This is a genomic window from Parachryseolinea silvisoli (assembly GCF_021190955.1).
GTDB classification, from domain to species: Bacteria; Bacteroidota; Bacteroidia; order Cytophagales; family Cyclobacteriaceae; genus Ohtaekwangia; species Ohtaekwangia silvisoli.
The window spans coordinates 613588-633439 of the sequence record NZ_JAIOAO010000003.1; the positions used below are offsets into that span (position 1 = coordinate 613588).

The window sequence follows — 19852 nt, forward strand, 5'->3', positions numbered from 1 at the left end:
TACCAACGAGGTAGGTCATTTTAACTGTATGTTAAAACAATATTTCCGCAATCGAATGAGCGGCTCCCAGGGATATAAAAGCAAAGAGCCCCGATGGGGCTCTTTGTATGTTCACAATGACGAAGTCGTTGTTAGTCAGCTACGACGCTAACCTTAATCTCGTGCTTCACTTCCTTGTGGAGGTCCAGGCCTACGGTATAAGTACCGAGTTGCTTGGGGGCTTCCTTCAGGTGCACTTTTTTACGGTCGATGTCAAAGCCTTTTGCTTTCAGCGCATCAGCAATCTGCAGGGCAGTAACGGCACCGAAGATCTTACCAGTTTCACCGGCTTTCGTCCGGATCTCGATGGTCAGATCGCCCAGGCGGCCAGCCAGTGCTTCTGCGTCTTGCTTGATCTTTGCCGCTTTGTGAGCAGCCTGGCGTACGTTTTCGTTTACCAGTCTTTTGTTCGAGTCGTTGGCGATGAGGGCGTAGCCATTGGGAATCAGGTAGTTGTTACCATATCCGGCTTTCACCTTCACGATGTCGTTCTTATAGCCAAGGCCCAATACGTCCTGTTTCAAAATTACTTCCATGTTCGTATATCGTTAAGGGTCCTGGAATTGTTATTTCAAAGAATCGCCTGTGTACGGAAGAATGGCCAGGTGGCGGGCACGCTTCACAGCTTGTGCTACTTTCTTCTGAAATTTCAGGCTGGTGCCAGTCAAACGGCGGGGCAGGATTTTGCCTTGCTCGTTGATGAACTTCAGCAGGAAGTCGGGATCTTTGTAGTCGATGTACTTGATACCGTTCTTCTTGAAGCGGCAGTACTTCGGCTTAACCTCTGCGCGCTTGATGGGTTCGTTCATTAATGTCATTTTACGCGCTCCTCCTCGGCTTTTTTAACAGCTTGTTTTTTGTTTTTGAATTCGCCTTTGCGTCTGCGTTCGTTGTAAACGATAGCATGCTTATCCAGCACGGTCGTCAGGAAGCGCATAATGGATTCGTCCCGTCTGTACTCAGTCTCCAGGGTGTCGATAACGGGCGCGTCGGCCTTGAATTCGATCAGGTTGTAGAAGCCTGTAGACTTTTTGTTGATGGGGTAAGCCATCTTCTTCAAGCCCCAATTCTCGATGTTCAATACATCGGCATTGGCCTTCTTCAACACTTTCACGAACTTATCGACAGTATCCTTTGCCTGATCTTCAGACAAAACGGGATTTAAAATGAATACCGTCTCGTAGTTTCTCATGATAGTTTTTTATTTGAGGCTGCAAAGGTAGAGAAAATCGTGGAATGGAGAAACGAATGAGCCAAAAAATCGGGGATTTATGCGTTTTTGGACCTTTTCAGCGGCTTTGGCAAGCCTTTATCTTCGTCAGTCACCATTATTTCACTACAAACTGGCCGGAGCCCATTTTGTAGTCGTTGCAATAGATTTCCAGAGTATACGTGCCGGAAGCATAGTCTGAGCCTTTTTCGTAGGTGTAGACCAGTTTCTGCTTGGTGTTGTCAAACAGGATCTCCTGGGAGGCGGTATAGAACTCTTCTTTGCCGTTGTAAATGAAGGTGCCGGAGCCCCGGGCTACATCGAAGATGACCTGGCCGTTTTCGTCTACGATACGGATCATGATCTTTTTGCCCTCAATCGGAGCGACATTGTTTTCAGCAATGTTAAATTCGGCTTTCAGCTTGCTGATTTGGCGGCTCTTGAAAGGTGAATCACGCTCTTTGCCGCGGTCGCTCAGTGCCACGATACGGACGTTCTCAGCTTTGAGCTCGGAGGCAATGGCTACCTTGGTGGCCAGCTCTTCCTTGGTTTGGCTCAGGCGATTAATGGAGTCGCCAAGTTGGTTCTTTTGTGTTTTAAGCGAGGTGTTTTCGGTCAGCAGGGCCTTGTTGACGTGCTTCAGTTTATCGATCTCTTCATCCTTGGTCTTCAACAGCAACTCGTAGCCTTCCACTTTATCCTTGAGGGCTTTGATCTCCTTGCCGGTGGCGCGCTTGGAGCGTTTCAGTTCGGCGTCGACTTCAGCCTTGGCTTTTTCGAGGTCAGAGATGTCGCCACCCAGCTTTTTTACTTCGGCGATCTTGGCGTCGAGCTCCTCGCGGATTTCGGTCATGCGCTGCATGGTAGAGGCCAGCTCTTGCTCGGTAGAGGTCTTTTCCGCTACGAGTGTCTGGTGCTCGCGGCTGTCGAGAAATATCTTTACCCCCTGTACAACGATGATGACCGCCATTAGTGCAATGATGATGGCATTCTTGTTCGACTTCTTTGGAGTCTGCTCTACAGGAGAAATGTTTGTCGGTTCGCTCATAGTGGGCTTTTGTTCAACCGCAAAAGTAAAATTTCTTCCGCTGTAATTCAATGATTAATACTGCAATACAACGTGCTGTTTGTTCAATGACGGGTCAAAAAACAAAATTCCACAGCGGTACAGGTCGGCACTGCCATAGACCAATGGATGTCTCCGTATCTCTTCCCAGGCTTGTTCCATGCCTGGCGTGTAGTGTATATCGTCGAAGATGAGCATGCTTTGGGCGTGCACTTTCTGCAGCAGCAACTGAAAGTAACGTGTGGTAGGCTCATAGCGATGGTTGGCATCGACAAAAGCCAGGTCCACCTTGCCTGACGACGCCAGGTAGGCCGGCAGTGTGTTTATAATGTCGCCTTCCATCAGGCGTATGCGTGCCGCGGGTTGTTGTGCAAAGACACCACGCGCTATGTCGGCTATTTCGGGAGCGCCTTCAAAGGTGGTGACCTGGGCGCCGGCCGTGGCCAGGTAAAGTGTGTTGAGACCCAGCGAAGTGCCCAGCTCGAGTACGTGGGTATGGCCGAAGTGGCGGATAATGCGATGATATAGATGTGAAAACCGCTCGGGGCTGATGCTCGTGCGGGCGATAGACTGTACCGTGCGCGCTGTAGTCTGACCCTGCTGTGGACCGGCACCCAGGTCCTGGATGGTCATGCGGGTGGTGTTTTGTAGTAGCGACGCGCGTATGGATTCCAGCATTTGAAGTCGGGATGGACGCGGCGCCGGGGCCACTACGCGGGTATAAAAGTCAAAGAAAAAAGGTGAATGCAGCGAGTGCTTATTGACTGCGTCGAGCCAGTAAGTAAAGTATGTTTGAAATTGAAAGCGCGTGGGCATGCAGCGGAGCGGGTAACGAGTGCCGGTTGTGCAGCGGCGCTAGTTCAGACGAATCGGGGCGACCATGGTAAACGATGGGATATTAACCTCTACCTTCACACCGTCTACGACGCGTTCCATTAGGTAGGTGCCAACCATCTTACCGATGCCCGACTTCAGGTTGCACCCGGAAACATACTGGTGGGTTTGGCCGGGCTCCAACACAGGTTGTTGCCCTACGACGCCTTCACCTTCTACTTCGCGCGGGCTAAAGCCGGCATCGTGAATGTGCCAGTGACGGCGCAACAACTGGATGGTGTAATCACTCTGGTTTTCGATTGTGATGCGGTACGTGAAGACATAATGGTATTGGCTCGGGCTGGAATATGCCGGCTGATACTCCGTCTCCACTGTTACTTTAATCCCTTTGGTGATTTCCGTTACCATGTTAGCATCAAAAATATCAAAATTTTAGAATTCCCAAGTGGAGGGCGTTAATACTTGTTTAAGTGGCTGAAAATCAGTGGTATTATTTGCTTTCTGATTCCAGACAATGCTTTTTCTTGTATCGTTTAACGCCACCCATTAGTTTTAGGGATGGATGTTAAAATTGCGCCTTCCTGGAAGGCCCGTCTGGCCAGTGAATTCACCAAGCCGTACTTCACAACCCTCATTGATTTTGTCAAACAAGAGTATCAAACCCAAACGGTATACCCGCCGGGCAAGGAGATCTTTAATGCGTTCGATGCCTGTGATTTTAGCGATGTAAAAGTGGTTATCCTGGGCCAGGACCCGTATCATGGCGCAGGTCAGGCCAATGGCCTGTGCTTCTCGGTGCACGACGGGATACGGATTCCCCCGTCCCTGGTAAATATTTTCAAAGAGATACATGCCGACTTGGGTAAACCTATACCCGCGACCGGTAACCTGGAGCGCTGGGCCCGGCAAGGAGTACTCCTGCTAAATGCGACGCTCACCGTGCGGGCATCGTCCCCGGGCTCACACCAGAACAAAGGATGGGAGACCTTTACCGACGCCGTCATCAGGCATATATCGGACGAACGCCAGCATGTGGTATTCCTGTTGTGGGGATCGTATGCACAGAAAAAGGGTGAAGTCATCGACCGCAGCAAGCACCTGGTGCTGATGTCGCCACACCCGTCGCCTTTCTCGGCCGACCGCGGCTTTTTTGGAAACAAACATTTTAGTAAGACGAACGAGTACCTCGTGAAGCAGGGGCTGACACCTATTGAATGGTGATCAGCCACGGTGTAAGAGACATCATAAAAAAGCCCCCTTGTTATGAACAAGAGGGCTTTTGCTTTTATGCTATAAAGCTATTTAATCAGCTTAAAGAAGCGATTCCAGCGGATACGGTTGGCGAGGCCGGAGCCTTTGTCGACGGACAGCCAGATAAAGAATGCTTTTCCGACAATGTGATCTTCCGGCACAAAACCCCAGAAGCGTGAGTCGAGGGAGTTGTGACGGTTGTCGCCCATCATGAAGTAATAATTTTGCTTAAAGGTATAGCTGGTCACGGGTTGACCGTCGATGAAGAGCTTGTCGCCGTCGATCTTTACATTTTTGTTATGGTCGTATAGCTTGATGGTTGTGCCATACAGTGCCAGGGTTGATTTGTCGATGTTGATGGTCGCACCTTCTTTCGGGATCCATAGCGGACCGAAGTTATCGGTCGACCAGCGGAATAACCGGGTGGAGTCGGGCCCGCCATACCAATCGTAGTAGCTCGAGTAGGGAATGGTGCCTTCGTCGTGTATGCGTTTCTGTGCTTCGATGGCGCGGATGTACGGCAGGGTCTTGATCTCTTCCGCACGGCTCTTGGTCAGCCACATCTGGTAGGCAAACTTTCCGTCACCCTGACGGCCGTGTTCCTGGTAGTCTTCAACGCTCAGGCCGAGGGCGGACAGGTTTCGTTCGCTAATGGGACCGTCGGATAAGATCAGGTAGCTGAACTGTATCTCCGGCGGTACGGGGGATGCCACCCCGTTGATATATACCTGCTGGTCCTTGATCGACAGCGTGTCGCCGGCTACGGCTACACAGCGTTTAATATAGTTCGTCTTGAGATCCACCGGGTAGTCGATGCCATCGTTCAACCCTTTGGGCGGCACGTTGAAGACGACTACATCTTCGCGCTTCACTTTGCTGATGCCGGGCAGACGATATTGGGGTAGCTTGACCCATTCCAGGTAAGAAGGAACATTCGTAAACCAGATTTTCTGGTGGGTCAGTGGTATTTGTAGTGGCGTTGTCGTGGTGCGGGTACCGTAGTGGAATTTGCTGACAAACAGGAAGTCGCCTACGAGCAGCGAGTTTTCCATGGAGGGCGTAGGAATGGTATAGGCTTCCATGATCAGCCAGCGGATCAGGGTCGCAGCGATTACGGCAAAGCCAATGGCTTCTGTCCATTCCTGACGGGTAGATTTCTCGCCGTGGATCTGTGTCGCGGGCCCTTTATACTTTACATCTTTGGCAAAGCCCATGTAGGGAAAATAGATGAATGGGAAAACGACCGCGGCGGCGATCTGATGAACCTTTTCTTTGCCAAACGATTTCAGCAGGTCGGCGACTACGCCAATGGCGATAATCTGACCAATGACAGGAATCAATAAATAAAAGATCCAGGACCAGGGGCGTCCCACGATTTTCAGAAGCACAATCTGGCCGTAAATAGGGATAAGCGATTTCCAGCCGGGTTCGCCTGCTTTTTCAAACAACTTCCACATCCCGACATACGAGGGGACGAAGACGAGCACAAAGCCCAACATGATAAGATATTCGTAACCTGCCATAAATTATGTTCTTGAAAACCTGTAAATAAAGATAAAATAATCGATTTAGACGGTTAGTCGCTGGAACGGCCTTAAAATTTCAAGTAATCGTCCATGGAAAGAACACCTTTTTTGTCCTTGATCCATTCGGCCACCATCACCGCACCTTTTGCAAAGCCTTCGCGGGAATGTGCGATGTGTTTGATCTCGATATCGTCAATGGGGGAGGCGTATTTCACGACATGGGTGCCGGGTACCTGGTCGATTCGGAAGGAACTGATAACAAGGTCGTCGGGGTTGCCGGTGTCCTGGTTCACCCAGCCCTTTTTGCGGGGCAGGTGTTTCATGGTTCCTTCTGCCAGGGTAATGGCAGTGCCACTGGGGGCATCTCGTTTTTCCGCATGGTGGATCTCGTTCATCTCCACGTCGTATTCTGGCATATTCCGGACCATTTTGGCCAGGTACTCGTTCAACTTAAAAAAGATGTTCACGCCGACGCTGTAATTGGAGGCGTAGAAAAATGCACCGTTGCGCTCCTGGCAAAGGGCTTCAATCTCGGGCTTACGTGTCAGCCAGCCGGTTGTTCCGCAGACTACCGGAATATCATTCAGCAGGGTTCTGCGCACATTTTCGAAGGCAGCGTCGGGGTGAGAGAATTCAATAGCAACGTCGCCCGAGGCGGTTTCAAATTCGTGTTGGTTGTGAAGGTCGATGCGCGCGGAGATGGTATGGCCGCGCTCGAGGGCTACGCGCTCAATGATTTTTCCCATTTTTCCGTAGCCGAGAAGGATGATGTTCATGTAAGGGTTTGTCGAGTTCGCCGTAAAACTAAAAACTTTCCGAAAGTTTAGTGCTCCCGGAAAGTTTTTAGTTCGGATTCGTCTATACGACTAGCAAAACTCTTCAAACACTTCGACCAGGTGTTGGCCGATCATTTGGGCGTTGCGGCCTTCAATGTGGTGGCGTTCAACAAAATGGACGAGCTCGCCATCTTTAAACAGGGCGATGGCAGGTGAAGATGGCGGGTAAGGCAGGGTATATTCCCGTGCTTTAGAAACGGCTTCCTTATCAACACCGGCGAAAACCGTTGTCAGCTGCTGCGGCTTTTTGCCGGCATGCTCGACAGCCCATTTCACACCCGGACGCGCTGCACCGGCAGCACATCCACATACAGAGTTGATGACCAGCAGGGTAGTACCTTGCTGATTCTTCAGACAATTATCGACTTCCTCAGAAGTCTTCAGTTCAGAGAACCCAGCGCTGGTCAGATCGCTGCGCATGGGCGCCACTAATTGTTCGGGATACATATTGTTTTTTGCAAAGTTAAATCGGATTGTACTGTTATTATAACAAATTATAAAAATCCTAGTTCAAGCTTGGCCGCCTCACTCATCATGTCTTGCGAATAGGGTGGGTCAAACGTCAACTCTACCTTCACATCGTTCACGCCTTCAATCGCCTTTAATTTCTGCTGTACTTCGCCAGGAATAGATTCTGCGGAAGGGCATGAGGGCGACGTGAGCGTCATTTGTATATAAACGTTATTGACGGGGTAGACGTTAATCTCATAGATCAAGCCAAGCTCATAAACATCCACCGGAATTTCGGGATCGTAAACGGTCTTAATGGCTTGAAGAACTTTCTCCTGCAGATCCGGAATGGCTGTAGTGGAGGTGTGTTGTTCGGTAGAACTGGCCGGTTCGCTCATGAGTTTACTTGCATTTTTGTCTTAAACGCCAGGGCATACAGTTTCATCTGTTTGATCATGGCTCCGAAACCATTAGAACGTTGCGTGCCAATAAAGCGTTCCATACCGATGCGGTTCATGAACGTAAGGTTGGCATTTAAAATAGCGTCGGGCGTCTGTCCGTTAAAGATTCGCACCAGCAAGCTTACAAGGCCCTTGGTAATCGCGGTGTTGCTGTCCGCCACGAACTGGACCTTGCCGTCTTGGATCTGGCCGGAGAGCCATACCTTTGATTGGCAACCTTTTACGACGTTGTCTTCGGTTTTGTCGGCTTCCGGCATTTCGGGAAGCTTCTGACCCAGTTCCATCAGGTAGAACACCGCCATTTCGCGGTCGCCGTCCAGGAGAGAGAATTCTTCGGTGATTGCGTCCTGAGTTTCCTCGATGCTCATTTCATGAAGTTGATGATCCGCTCGAGACCCTCCACCAGTTGGTCGATCTCTTTTTTCGTGTTGTAAACAGCGAATGAGGCACGTACGGTTCCTTCTACCTGGAAACACTCCATGAGCGGCTGTGTGCAGTGGTGTCCTGTACGTACGGCAATGCCACGGGAGTCGAGCATCTGCCCAATGTCAAAGTGATGGATGCCTTCCACACCGAACGAAAGGACACCCACCTTTTGCGGTGCCGTGCCGATCAGTCGCACGCCCTTCAGTGCCGAAACGCGCTCAGTAGCATAAGTCAACAATGCATGTTCGTGGGTGGCGATGTTCTCACGGCCCAGGTCGAGAATAAAGTCCATGGCGTATTTATAGGCTACTACATCGGCAATGTTGGGTGTACCGGCTTCGAACTTATAGGGCAGATCGTTGTATGTCGTCTTGGCGAAGGTTACATCTTTGATCATCTCGCCACCAGCCTGGTAAGGTGGCATTTTCTCCAGTAGTTCACGTTTGCCGTAAAGCAAACCGGTGCCGGTCGGGCCGTACATCTTGTGCGAAGAGAGACAGTAGAAGTCGCAGTCCAGGTCTTGTACGTCGATGACGACGTGAGCACCTGTTTGCGCGCCGTCGATTACGGCTACTGCACCGGCGGCATGCGCCAGGGCGATAATCTCTTTTACGGGATTGATCGTGCCCAGGCTATTGGAAGCATGGTTTACCGACACCACTCTGGTGCGCGGCGATAGCAGCTTCTTATAGGCTTCCATATCCAACGCGCCATTCTCCAGAACGGGAATGACACGCAGTACGGCACCAGTAGCTTCGCAGACGATCTGCCAGGGAACGATGTTGGAGTGATGCTCCAACCCACTGATGATGATCTCGTCGTTGGTCTTTAGAAACGCACGACCGTACGAGGAAGCCACCAGGTTGAGGCTCTCGGTTACACCGCGGGTGAAGATGATCTCCTGTTCGGAACGGGCGTTGATAAAGGTGCGCGCCGTGTGACGGGTTTCTTCATATGCCTTCGTCGCCTTCTCCGCCAGCGTATGGATGCCCCGGTGGATGTTGGCATTATAGCCCTTGTAATAACCAATCAGGGCATCGATCACGACAAGCGGCTTCTGCGAGGTGGCTGCGTTGTCAAAATATACCAGGTCACGACCGTTTACTTGTTGGTGCAGAATCGGAAACTGTTTCCGAATCGCTTCAACATCCAGTACACGGGCGACAGCAGGAGAGGAGGTCATACTCAAAAGTTTTTGTGTAGCCGTTGGCTAATCAGGTTGTCGAGGTATTCCTTCACCACCGGGTTTTTCACGTTGGTCAGGACTTCGCCGGTAAAGGCGTACAGCATCATGGCCTGTGCCGACAGCTTGTCGATGCCGCGGGAACGCAGGTAGAAGACTGCTTCTTCGTCCAGCTGACCCGAGGTACAGCCGTGCGAGCATTTCACGTCGTCAGCCCAGATTTCGAGCTGTGGCTTCGTGTTGACGATGGCTGTAGGACTCAGCAGAATATTACGGTTCGCCTGGAAGGCGTTCGTCTTCTGTGCTTGTGGGCGTACGTAAATCTTGCCGTTAAATACACCGCGCGAGGTACCGTCCATAACGCCCTTGTACAGCTCGTTGCTAAAGGAGTTGGGCTTGCGGTGGTCCACCACGGTGTGGTTGTCCGCCAAGGTGTCGCCAGTTAACAAATATAAACCGTACATGTGCGATTCGATGCCTTCGCCGTCCAGTACCAATTGCAGGTTGTTGCGTACAAGCTTACCATTGAGCGTGAATGTGAAGGTATTCACGCGGCTGTAGTTTGCTTGTTGTATGCGGATCGTTCCGACCTGGTAACGTTGGCCGGCGTCGTGTTGAATGCTGTAGAGATTCAAGCCCGCATTTTCAGCTACGACGGCTTCCGTCACCTGGTTGGAAAACGACGGCGATGCACCGGTGGAGTCATATTTCTCCAGGATGGTGACCTCGGCATTCTTGCCCACTACGATCAGGTTGCGGGTCGCGGTAATGACCTGGCCTTCGCTGGCGTCGTGCAAGTGATACAAAATAATAGGGCGCTCGACAACTTTGTTGTCAGGAACGTGTACAAACAGGCCATTCGTCCACGCGGCGGTGTTCCAGGCGGTAAACGCATCGGCGGCGGTGTCGGCATATTGGCCAAGGTGTTTTAATACCAGGGCGGTGTGAGTAGCCAGGGCCTCCTGCAGGGGCAGGATGGTCAACGCTGTTGTATCTTGTATGCTGGAATCTGCAGGGGAAAATACGCCGTTGATAAAGACTAGGGTGTCGGCTTCCAGGCCGGCAATGGTAAAGTCTTTCACCCGGCTTACCTGCCCCGCCGGTGTCGGCTGTGACAGGGTGAACTGTTTTTCCAGGATGCGGGTAACCGGCGTAAACCGGTATTCTTCAGCCTTTGCAGCAGGAAGGCCCACGGCACGGAAGGCGTCGGTGGCATCTTTGCGCAGGGCGGCGTCGGAGGCAGTAGCTACCCGTTGCTTATCGAGCAATGCGGCTAGCTCCGAGGTTGTATTGTTGTCGGTTACAGTAACGCTCATGACGAGGATCGTTGGTTTAGAGTACAGACACTTCTTCTTTGATCCAGTCGTAGCCTTTGGCTTCGAGCTCCAGCGCCAGTTCTTTGGTACCAGATTTAACGATCTTTCCTTTATACAATACGTGCACAAAATCAGGCACGATATAGTCGAGCAGACGCTGGTAGTGGGTCACTACGATCACCGCATTCGACTTATTGCGTAGCTTGTTTACACCGTTGGATACGATCTTCAAAGCGTCGATGTCCAGACCTGAGTCTGTTTCGTCGAGGATGGCCAGCTTGGGCTCCAACATGGCCATTTGGAAGATTTCGTTGCGTTTCTTTTCGCCACCGGAGAAGCCTTCGTTCAGGGCACGATTGAGCAGGGCCTGATCGATCTCTACCAACTTCATTTTCTCTTTCATGAGGCCCAGGAACGACACAGCGTCCAGCGTGGGCTGGCCACGGTATCCGCGGATTTGATTCACGGCGGTCTTCATGAAATTGATGGTGCTCACACCGGGTATTTCTACCGGATACTGGAAGGCCAGGAACACACCTTCGCGGGCGCGGTCTTCCGGAGCCATTTCCAATAGATCTTTCCCTTCAAACGAGACCTCACCACCGGTGACCTCGTATTCTTCACGTCCGGCCAGTACCGACGCCAGGGTGCTTTTGCCCGAACCGTTAGGTCCCATGATGGCATGTACTTCGCCGGGCTTCACCTCCAGGTTGATGCCGTTCAGGATCTGCTTCTCACCAATCTTCGCCTGTAAATTCTTAATCGTTAACATCGCTATACCTCAAATCTTTCGTTACGTTCTGGTTCTTTCGTTGTTGTTGCTGGTAGATATTTAGCCGACGCTTCCTTCAAGCGTCAGGGCCAGCAGCTTTTGTGCCTCTACGGCAAATTCCATTGGAAGCTGGTTCAATACTTCCTTGGCATAGCCATTGACAATGAGCGCCACAGCAGACTCTTCATCTATACCGCGTTGCAGACAGTAAAAGATCTGATCTTCGCCGATCTTGGAAGTAGTGGCTTCGTGTTCGATGCGCGCGGTATTGTTTTCCACGTCAATGTACGGGAAGGTATGTGCACCGCATTGGTCCCCCATGAGCAGGGAGTCACACTGCGAGAAGTTGCGCGCACCTTCTGCGCGCTTCATGATATGTACCTGGCCGCGGTAGCTGTTTTGCGAGTGGCCAGCAGAGATTCCTTTTGATACGATCCGCGACTTGGTGTTTTTGCCAATGTGGATCATCTTCGTGCCGGTGTCGGCTTGCTGGTAGTTATTGGTAACAGCCACCGAGTAAAACTCACCCATGGAGTTGTCGCCGCGCAGGATGCACGACGGATATTTCCAGGTGATGGCCGATCCTGTCTCAACCTGGGTCCAGGAGATCTTCGAGCTATCGCCGTAGCACAGACCACGTTTGGTGACAAAGTTGTAAATACCACCTTTACCTTCTTTGTTGCCCGGGTACCAGTTCTGCACGGTAGAGTATTTTACCGTTGCATCTTTCATGGCGTAGATTTCTACCACCGCTGCGTGCAGCTGATTCTCATCGCGCTGCGGGGCCGTACACCCTTCCAGGTAGCTTACATAAGAGCCTTCGTCAGCCACAATGAGCGTGCGCTCAAACTGACCGGTGTTGGCTGCGTTAATACGGAAGTAGGTGGAGAGCTCCATTGGGCAACGTACGCCCTTGGGAATATAACAGAATGAGCCGTCAGTAAAGACGGCTGAGTTCAATGCAGAGAAATAGTTGTCGTTTACCGGTACGACCGAGCCCATGTATTTCTTCACCAGGTCGGGGTGCTTCTGTACCGCTTCGCTAAACGAGCAGAAAATAATGCCAAGCTCACCGAGTGTTTCTTTGAAGGTGGTGGCGACAGAGACGCTGTCAATGACGGCATCGACGGCAATACCGGTCAGGCGCTTTTGCTCGGTCAGCGAGATGCCGAGCTTCTCAAAGGTCTTGATCAGTTCAGGGTCTACATCCTCCAGGTTTTTAGGCGTCACCTTCTGCTTGGGAGCAGAGTAGTAGATCACGTCCTGGTAATTGATCTCCGGGAATTTTACGTTGGCCCATGTGGGCTCTTTCATCTTTGTCCACTGCTGATAGGCCTTCATACGCCATTCCAGCAACCATGCCGGCTCGTTTTTCTTGGCAGAAATGAACCGGATGATATCTTCATTTAGTCCCTTCGGGGCGGAATCAGTCTCAATGTCCGTCGTCCACCCATGCTCATATTCCTTTGACGTGAGCTCTTCCAGTACCTGATTGTCTTTACTCATAGTGATCAAGTAGTCTATTTAGACTAATTTTAAACAACCTACAAAATTATAACAAAAAAGGCATTTTAAGGTTCCGGGGCCGGTTTATTTATTTGAAATTGTTTGATCTACTAAGTTGAGACTACGGTCCAGGCTTTCCTCCAGGGAGATCATCGTCTCAGTACGTTCAATGCCTTCTACCTGCTGAATCTTGTCGTGCAGCACGAGCTTGAGGTGATTGGTATCCTTACAGTGGATCTTGCAGAACATGCTGTAGTTACCGGTTGTATAATGAATGCTCGTGATCTCCGGAATGGCCTTGATTTTAGCTATTACCTGGTCGTACAACGCACTTTTCTGCAGGAAGATTCCTATAAAGGCGGTGATATCATAGCCTAGCTTGGCGTAATTGACTTTCAACGTCGTTTTCTCGACAATGCCCGCTTCTTCCATCTTATTCATCCGTACGTGCACAGTACCGCCGGAAACAAAGGCTTTTTTGGCTACTTCGGTATAAGGCTTCTTGGCATCCTGCATTAAAATCTCCAGGATCTTCAGGTCTACATTGTCAACTTTATAATTTTCTGCCATAGGTGAAATTGGTTGTTAGTGTTAATTCAAAAATATGAAATAATATTGAAAAGTATACAATTATTGGAATGTTTTGTTGATTTCGATGCTAGTAAATGACTTACTTTGTTGCATAATTTACAACGAGACAAAAGAAACACACAGCATTCTCGCACACAAAAATAACACATCTTGTAGGGTGTTGAAATTGGCAGACAAGCCCTCCGGTCTCGAGGGTGGAGGTAACGGAATAAAGTCCAGCCTTTGGCGACCTAACCGCTCCGTGGAGGTTCGAGTCCTTCTCCTACAGCCGCGCACACGCACACACAAAGTAACACATTATTGTAGGGTGTTGAAATTGGCAGACATGCCCTCCGGTCTCGAGGGTGGAGGATAGGAACAAAGCAATGCGCTGACCCCGTCATTTTCTGGAATACAGGGTCAGTACAAAGCCTAACCGCTCCGTGGAGGTTCGAATCCTTCTCCTACAGCAGCTCAGTTTAGGTTAATGAGTTATTCTAGAGCTACCCGTTTCGGTTTTCCGGAACGGGTTTTTTTATGCACTTTGCCCACCGTCCAAACCGGGTTCATGACCAAATTCTTATATTCCTGTTTGATTTGCTGCGAACAATCGTTTGCTTTGGACTATTAAATATACTGATACGTCACGCGTCCGATTACTATGAAAGATTTTCCGTGGTTTAAGCATTACCCCCCTCAGGTTGCACATGAAATAAAGCTCTATGAGTACGAGTCGTTGATCGAGCTTTTTGAGAAGAGTGTAGGGCGCTTCCGCGACCGGGTTGCTTTTGAAAACATGGGTGTAACGCTAACCTATGGAAGGGTGCACGAGCTCTCAGGACACTTTGCGGCCTATCTGCAGAAAGATCTCGGTCTGAAAAAAGGTGACAGAATCGCCATTCAGATGCCCAACCTGTTGCAGTTTCCCATTGTATTCTTCGGCGCCCTGCGTGCCGGCCTCACAGTGGTCAATACCAATCCACTCTATACACCGCGCGAGATGGAGCACCAATTCAAAGATGCCGGTATTTCGGCCATCGTCATTGTTGCCAACTTTGCGAGCCACCTGGAAAAGATCAAGGACAACGTACCGTCTCTAAAACATATCATCGTGACTCAACTGGGCGACATGCTGGGCGGCCTGAAAGGCACGATCGTGAACCTGGTGGTGAAACACATCAAGAAGATGGTACCGCCCTATCACTTACCGACAGCGTTTTCATTTAAGGATGTCATGAAGAAAGGCGCGTCATTAAAGCTCGATGCGCCGAAAGTAACCGTCGACGACCTGGCGATATTGCAATACACCGGGGGGACTACGGGTATTGCCAAAGGTGCCAAACTTTCGCACGGCAATATTATAGCGCATAATTCTATGATCACCCAATGGTTCCAGCCCTACCTGCAAGACAAACGTGATGGCGACGACCTGATCATCACCGCCATTCCGATGTATCACATCTTTGCCCTGACGGTAAACGGCTTCCTGATGTTCAGCACTGGCGTGAAGAATGTGCTGATCACAAACCCGCGCGATATGAAAGGCTTTGTAAAAGAGCTAAGCAAACATAAGTTCACGATTATTACCGGTGTTAATACACTGTTTAATGGACTGCTGAACAACCCCGATTTTAAGAACCTCGACTTCTCACACTTGAAAGGCTCCGTAGCGGGTGGTATGGCGTTGCAAGATGCGGTGGCCAGGAAGTGGGAGCAAGTAACCGGTTCGGGCCTTATCGAAGGCTACGGCCTGAGCGAGACCTCGCCAGTATTGTGCTGTAATCCACTCGATGGTAAGCACCGGCTGGGCACCATCGGTCTGCCGATGCCCAACACCGAGGTGGCCGTATTCGACGATGACGGCAACCGCCTGGCCGAAGGCGAGACGGGTGAGCTGTGTGCCCGCGGGCCGCAAGTTATGTCGGGCTATTGGGAAAAGGACAACGAAGGCGTATTCTTCAACAAGGAATGGTTCCGTACGGGCGACATTGGTATCATGGACAAAGAAGGATACTTCAAGATTGTCGATCGTAAAAAAGACATGATCAAGGTGTCTGGATTCAACGTATATCCGAATGAGATCGAAAACGTACTGGCGGGCCATCCGAAAGTATTGGAAGTGGCCGCCATCGGCGTTCCCGACGAAAAGTCGGGCGAGGTTATCAAAGTCTTTATTGTAAAGAAAGACCAGAGCCTGACTGAGAAGGAAGTAAAAGATTATTGCCACGAAAATCTGACAAACTATAAAGTGCCGAAGTTGGTGGAGTTCCGCACGGAGCTTCCGAAGACCAACGTCGGTAAGATTTTGCGTCGCGCGCTGAAGGAAGAAAAGGCAGCGGCGGCCTAGTATTGCTTTACGAACTTAACTAAAAAAAGACACGGCCTATGATGGGTTTTTTTGAACACCAGTACCTCTCGTACAAGAAGAATCACATCAAGAACCTGCTGGCCCTTGCGAAAGTAGACGGGCACATGCACGAGAAGGAAGAAGCGTTGTTGTATAAGATCGGCCGCCGCTATGGTCTGAAAGATCGCCAGGTGCAGGAGCTGGTGGATAGCAGTGAGCAGTACGAGCTCAACGTTCCCGACAACCACAACGACAAGATGAATCTGCTATACGACCTCGTGCTGATGGTATATGCAGACGAGGTCGTAGATGAGCATGAGATACAATTCTGCCAGGACGCCGTGCGCCAGTTTGGTATGAAAGAAGAACTGGTTCAATGGTTATTAAAAGAATTCGATCGCGGCACACCGCCGCCACCCGACGACTGGGATCATATCAAACAACAAGCAAAGGAGCGATTTCTTGCGCAGCCAGTGTAATTAGTCATATGGCTGGCAGTCTCCGCCGTGCCAGATCAACTTTTGGTCGGTGATGCTTTGTAACGTCACGGAATCGTCGAGTTTATGGCCGTCGCATGTCCAAACTATGGGTATCCACAGGCATGAGGCACAGCACAGGCCTTGCACAAAAACCGTTTGATTTTCGTATGTACCGGTGTAAAGGGTGATCATGTTCCCCATCGGGCCATTTTTTGCTTCTGCAATTTTGTCGCGAAGCCAACCCAGATTTTCCACCGGATTACAAACGCCACAGACGGGGTCACTTCCGTCGTCACAACTGGATTTAGAGTCGTCGTCGCTGCCGCAGGCAAATACTGCCGCAGAAAACAAGAGGACTGCCAGCGACCGAAGAATGAATTGTATTTTTACCATATATAAGTAGGTTATGCTGCAATAGACACGATTGCCGGAGAAATAGTTGGAAACGTTTGAGGCACGATTCGTGTTACTATACATGCGGTGCAAATGCACCCTATTTTTTGCAAATTTCTTTTCAACCGTAGCCGATTAAAAGTAACTTAAGGCCCGCGTGGGACCAGCGTATGGACGAATTTAGAAAACTAACGACGCAAGAGAAGGCATTGCGTATCAATCTCAGCAGAGCGATCTACGGTTCGTTTGCAGAGATTGGCGCAGGGCAGGAAGTAGCAGCCAACTTTTTCAAGGTAGGAGGCGCTTCCGGAACTGTAGCCAAAACCATGTCGGCGTACGACATGAAATTCAGTGATGCGATTTACGGGGTAGGGGATCGGTATGTCTGTGAGGACCGGTTGATGCGCATGCTTGACCACGAGTATGTTTTACTGCCCGAACGTTTACCACACCGCATTGAAACTACTCGCTTTTTTGCATTTGCCGACACCGTGGAGGTGCTCAACTACGAGCGCACAAACCAGGGTCACGGCTGGATCGGGCTGCGATTTCAGTTAAAGCCCCAAAGCGAGCCCAACGACTGCATCATACACGTCAAGATGCACGACAACGATCCGTTACAACAACAGTACTCCCTGGGCATTGTCGGTGTGAATATGCTCTACTCGTGTATGTTCCTGAGCGACCCGGAAGAGATGTTAATGTCATTGCTGGACGGGCTCACGGCCCGCCGCATCGAGATCGACATGTTCCGCATTTCAGGCCCCGACTTTAAGCACGTCGACAATCGCCTCATGGCGCTGAAGATGGTAAAGAATGGCCTGACCAAGGCCGCCATGTTTGGGCCCGATGGCAATGTGATGCAGCCGTCGGATGAACTCTATAAAAAGAACGTGTTGGTACTACGCGGTCGATTCCGTCCGCCGACTCACGTTAATGTAGACATGCTGCTCACGTCGCGGCGTCACTTCAAACAAGAGCCTGACGTTACGCGCTCAAACATTGTTTTACTTTCCGAGCTTACATTGAACGACTTGAGCGCAGATGGTAAGGTGGATGAAAAAGACTTTCTGCACCGCTGCGATATTCTCTGCTCGCTGGGACAGAATGTATTGATCTCGAATTACTTCGAGTATTACCGCCTGGTGGAGTATCTGTCGAAGATCACCCGCGGTAAAAAGATCGGCATCATCATGGGCATCTATGCCTTGCAAAAGGTATTTGATGAAAAAACCTATGAGAACATTCGCGGGGGAATTCTCGAATGCTTTGCGTCGCTGTTTGGTACCAACGTTAAAATATATGTTTATCCGGCGTTGCGTCCGGATGCAACGCTCTTTACACTGAAAGATTTTGAGAACGAGCTTCCGCCCAATCTCAAGAATCTGTTCCGCTATCTGATCGATAACAACAAGATGGAGGACGTGAGCGATGCAGATACCCGCAAGCTGCACATCATCTCTGACAACGTGCTGGCCATGATTCGCAAGGGCGAGCCGGGTTGGGAGAAGTTTGTGCCGCACAAAGTAGAGGAGGCAATCCGGGAACAACACCTGTTCGATCTGCCCGCCGCCGATACCGCCGATGTTACCATCGTGCCGGAAGCGCAGCCTTAGTGCTTTTGTTTGTACATACCCTTCTCAAAGTAACGCCGCGCTTCGGCCATCACTTTTGGTGCGAGCACCATGCCCGTGATCATGGTTGGCACTGCCATGAGCGCAAACGCAATGTCGATGAGGTATAACACGATCTCCATAGACGCCACAGCGCCCACAACAATCATGGCGAGATAGAAGTAATCATAGCTGGCGCTATAGCGCTCGCCGATCAGAAAGGCCAGTGCTTTGCGTCCGTAGTAGCTGTATGAAAACAATGCGCTGATACCAAATACCAACGTGCAGAGCAGTAATATATAATGGCCGCCCAGCGGCATGGCTTTCGCGTATGCCTCGGCTGTCAGGGTAATGCCCGACGATTTGCTGGTCTGCCATACGTCCGTCACCAGTATGGCGAGTGCCGTCAGTGTACAGGATACGATCGTATCGATTACCGGGCTGAGCATGGACGCCATCCCTTCCTGAATAGGGGCCGAGCTTTTTGCAGCGCCCATCGCCATGGGGGCTGTGCCGATGCCGGCCTCGTTGGAGAACGTGGCGCGTCGCACACCCAACATAATAATGCCGCCCAGCATGCCACCGAGAAATGGCTGCCCATGGTAGTGGTGGGCCGCAAAGGCATCCTCGAAAATCATGGCCAGGTACCGCGGCACCTGATCGGCATAGGCTACCAGAATGATCATGACCGAGGCAAAGTGCAGGACGATCATAATTGGCACCAGACGTCCCGCCCAGTTGCCTATGCGTTGGATGCCCCCGACAATAACGGCCGAAGCAATGGCACAGAGCACCATGCCAATCAGTATCTTCCAGGTACCGGGTGATAACCCCGCGATAGGGGTTGCCCCCAATCCAATATCGTAGATGGCCTGTGTTAGCTGATTCGCCTGGTAGATCGGCAACGCGCCTACCATACAGCAGAGGCAGAACATGACTGCCCAGGGCTGCCAGCGCTTGCCCAGTGCCTCGCGAATGACATACATCGGACCACCTTGTACTTCGCCATTACTATCCTTGCCACGATAGAGACTCGCCAGTGTGCTCGTAAAGAAGTTCGTAGACATCCCAATGATCGAGGTGACCCACATCCAAAAGAGCGCACCGGGCCCACCAAGCGCAATGGCCGTCGCGACCCCCGAAAGATTTCCAATGCCGACGGTAGACGCCAATGCCGTAGACAATGCCTTATAGGCACTGATCTGGCCGGGCGCGTTCGGGTCGTCGTATTTCCCCCGTAACACGTCGATGGCGTGTTTGAAATGCCGGAAGTGAATGAACCGGGAATAGAACATGAAAAACAAACCGCCCCCGATGATGAGGAACAGTACCGGCCACCAGATATAGCCAGACAAGTCTTCCAAAACGGCTTGGATGGAAAAAACGACGAAAAGAGAGCAAAAACGCAACTGATTCTATTTTAGAGGCTCAAAAGTAATAAAAAGATGGTATCTCCTACTGAATAAGTAGATTATTAACATTCTACAGTATCGCTGGCAAGAGTTGGCGCGCTACTTATCCCTTGTGACTACAACCCTGGGCTCCAGGCTTGGCGCTCAAACTCGGGCCAGCAA

Annotated in this window: 22 protein-coding genes; 4 read left to right on the forward strand and 18 right to left on the reverse strand. The window is 50.7% G+C overall.

All coding sequences use genetic code 11. The features are described from left to right. Positions 1–131: 131 nt before the first annotated feature. The 6 genes from rplI to apaG all read right to left on the reverse strand — a co-directional run bounded on the left by rplI (position 132) and on the right by apaG (position 3557). Complete coding sequence (gene rplI / locus K7P01_RS19690) at positions 132–575, reverse strand: 50S ribosomal protein L9 (protein ID WP_267296240.1); 444 nt, start codon at positions 573–575, stop codon at positions 132–134. Between the two features lie 30 nt (positions 576–605). After that, a complete protein-coding gene (gene rpsR, locus K7P01_RS19695) occupies positions 606–857 on the reverse strand; it encodes a 30S ribosomal protein S18 (RefSeq protein WP_254083047.1) in 252 nt (83 codons plus the stop codon). Next, positions 854–1231, reverse strand: a complete 378-nt coding sequence (gene rpsF, locus K7P01_RS19700) for a 30S ribosomal protein S6 (protein ID WP_267296244.1) — start codon at positions 1229–1231, stop codon at positions 854–856. The genes rpsR and rpsF overlap by 4 nt, the downstream gene beginning before the upstream one ends. A gap of 136 nt (positions 1232–1367) precedes the next feature. After that, a complete protein-coding gene (locus K7P01_RS19705; protein ID WP_267296246.1) occupies positions 1368–2297 on the reverse strand; it encodes a coiled-coil domain-containing protein in 930 nt (309 codons plus the stop codon). 54 nt (positions 2298–2351) lie between these two features. Next, on the reverse strand, positions 2352–3131 hold the full coding sequence (locus K7P01_RS19710; protein WP_267296248.1) for an O-methyltransferase: 780 nt from the start codon (positions 3129–3131) through the stop codon (positions 2352–2354). 39 nt (positions 3132–3170) lie between these two features. Beyond that, positions 3171–3557, reverse strand: a complete 387-nt coding sequence (gene apaG, locus K7P01_RS19715) for a Co2+/Mg2+ efflux protein ApaG (RefSeq protein ID WP_254083051.1) — start codon at positions 3555–3557, stop codon at positions 3171–3173. 150 nt (positions 3558–3707) lie between these two features. Here apaG and ung point away from each other — a divergent pair, with 150 nt between their 5' ends. Further along, complete coding sequence (gene ung / locus K7P01_RS19720; protein WP_267296251.1) at positions 3708–4370, forward strand: uracil-DNA glycosylase; 663 nt, start codon at positions 3708–3710, stop codon at positions 4368–4370. Positions 4371–4447: 77 nt separating this feature from the next. On the opposite strand, the gene lepB is transcribed toward ung, so the two are convergent. The 10 genes from lepB to K7P01_RS19775 all read right to left on the reverse strand — a co-directional run bounded on the left by lepB (position 4448) and on the right by K7P01_RS19775 (position 13446). Beyond that, positions 4448–5923, reverse strand: coding sequence for a signal peptidase I (lepB, locus tag K7P01_RS19725; RefSeq protein ID WP_317987624.1), 1476 nt, complete (start codon positions 5921–5923; stop codon positions 4448–4450). Positions 5924–5994: 71 nt separating this feature from the next. After that, positions 5995–6702 carry a 4-hydroxy-tetrahydrodipicolinate reductase gene (gene dapB / locus K7P01_RS19735; protein WP_267296253.1) on the reverse strand — a complete coding sequence of 236 codons (708 nt, stop codon included), beginning with the start codon at positions 6700–6702 and terminating at the stop codon, positions 5995–5997. 90 nt (positions 6703–6792) lie between these two features. Continuing rightward, on the reverse strand, positions 6793–7209 hold the full coding sequence (locus K7P01_RS19740; protein WP_254083054.1) for a BrxA/BrxB family bacilliredoxin: 417 nt from the start codon (positions 7207–7209) through the stop codon (positions 6793–6795). A 47-nt stretch (positions 7210–7256) separates the two neighbouring features. Continuing rightward, the gene (locus tag K7P01_RS19745; protein ID WP_254083055.1) at positions 7257–7610 is read right to left on the reverse strand and encodes an SUF system Fe-S cluster assembly protein; all 354 of its coding nucleotides are present in this window, start codon (positions 7608–7610) and stop codon (positions 7257–7259) included. Beyond that, entirely contained in the window at positions 7607–8041 is a 435-nt protein-coding gene (locus tag K7P01_RS19750) for a SufE family protein (protein WP_267296258.1), read from the reverse strand. The genes K7P01_RS19745 and K7P01_RS19750 overlap by 4 nt, the downstream gene beginning before the upstream one ends. Further along, a complete protein-coding gene (locus K7P01_RS19755; RefSeq protein ID WP_317987625.1) occupies positions 8038–9282 on the reverse strand; it encodes an aminotransferase class V-fold PLP-dependent enzyme in 1245 nt (414 codons plus the stop codon). The genes K7P01_RS19750 and K7P01_RS19755 overlap by 4 nt, the downstream gene beginning before the upstream one ends. Positions 9283–9284: 2 nt before the next feature. Beyond that, positions 9285–10598, reverse strand: coding sequence for a Fe-S cluster assembly protein SufD (gene sufD / locus K7P01_RS19760; protein WP_267296260.1), 1314 nt, complete (start codon positions 10596–10598; stop codon positions 9285–9287). Between the two features lie 16 nt (positions 10599–10614). Next, positions 10615–11370, reverse strand: coding sequence for a Fe-S cluster assembly ATPase SufC (gene sufC / locus K7P01_RS19765; RefSeq protein WP_267296262.1), 756 nt, complete (start codon positions 11368–11370; stop codon positions 10615–10617). Positions 11371–11430: 60 nt separating this feature from the next. Beyond that, the gene (gene sufB, locus K7P01_RS19770) at positions 11431–12876 is read right to left on the reverse strand and encodes a Fe-S cluster assembly protein SufB (RefSeq protein WP_254083059.1); all 1446 of its coding nucleotides are present in this window, start codon (positions 12874–12876) and stop codon (positions 11431–11433) included. An 84-nt stretch (positions 12877–12960) separates the two neighbouring features. Beyond that, the gene (locus tag K7P01_RS19775) at positions 12961–13446 is read right to left on the reverse strand and encodes an Lrp/AsnC ligand binding domain-containing protein (protein ID WP_254089596.1); all 486 of its coding nucleotides are present in this window, start codon (positions 13444–13446) and stop codon (positions 12961–12963) included. Between the two features lie 661 nt (positions 13447–14107). On the opposite strand from K7P01_RS19775, the gene K7P01_RS19780 reads away from it, so the two are divergent. After that, positions 14108–15793: an AMP-binding protein gene (locus tag K7P01_RS19780; RefSeq protein ID WP_267296267.1), complete on the forward strand. Its 1686-nt coding sequence runs from the start codon at positions 14108–14110 to the stop codon at positions 15791–15793. 38 nt (positions 15794–15831) lie between these two features. Next, the gene (locus tag K7P01_RS19785; RefSeq protein WP_267296269.1) at positions 15832–16272 is read left to right on the forward strand and encodes a tellurite resistance TerB family protein; all 441 of its coding nucleotides are present in this window, start codon (positions 15832–15834) and stop codon (positions 16270–16272) included. Here K7P01_RS19785 and K7P01_RS19790 read toward each other — a convergent pair whose 3' ends face one another. Beyond that, on the reverse strand, positions 16273–16665 hold the full coding sequence (locus K7P01_RS19790; RefSeq protein ID WP_267296271.1) for a hypothetical protein: 393 nt from the start codon (positions 16663–16665) through the stop codon (positions 16273–16275). It lies immediately after the preceding gene. Positions 16666–16835: 170 nt separating this feature from the next. Here K7P01_RS19790 and K7P01_RS19795 point away from each other — a divergent pair, with 170 nt between their 5' ends. Further along, a complete protein-coding gene (locus K7P01_RS19795) occupies positions 16836–18281 on the forward strand; it encodes a TonB-dependent receptor (RefSeq protein WP_267296273.1) in 1446 nt (481 codons plus the stop codon). On the opposite strand, the gene K7P01_RS19800 is transcribed toward K7P01_RS19795, so the two are convergent. Beyond that, positions 18278–19642, reverse strand: a complete 1365-nt coding sequence (locus tag K7P01_RS19800; RefSeq protein WP_267296275.1) for an alanine/glycine:cation symporter family protein — start codon at positions 19640–19642, stop codon at positions 18278–18280. The two genes, K7P01_RS19795 and K7P01_RS19800, sit on opposite strands and share 4 nt — an antisense overlap. Positions 19643–19852 lie beyond the last annotated feature (210 nt).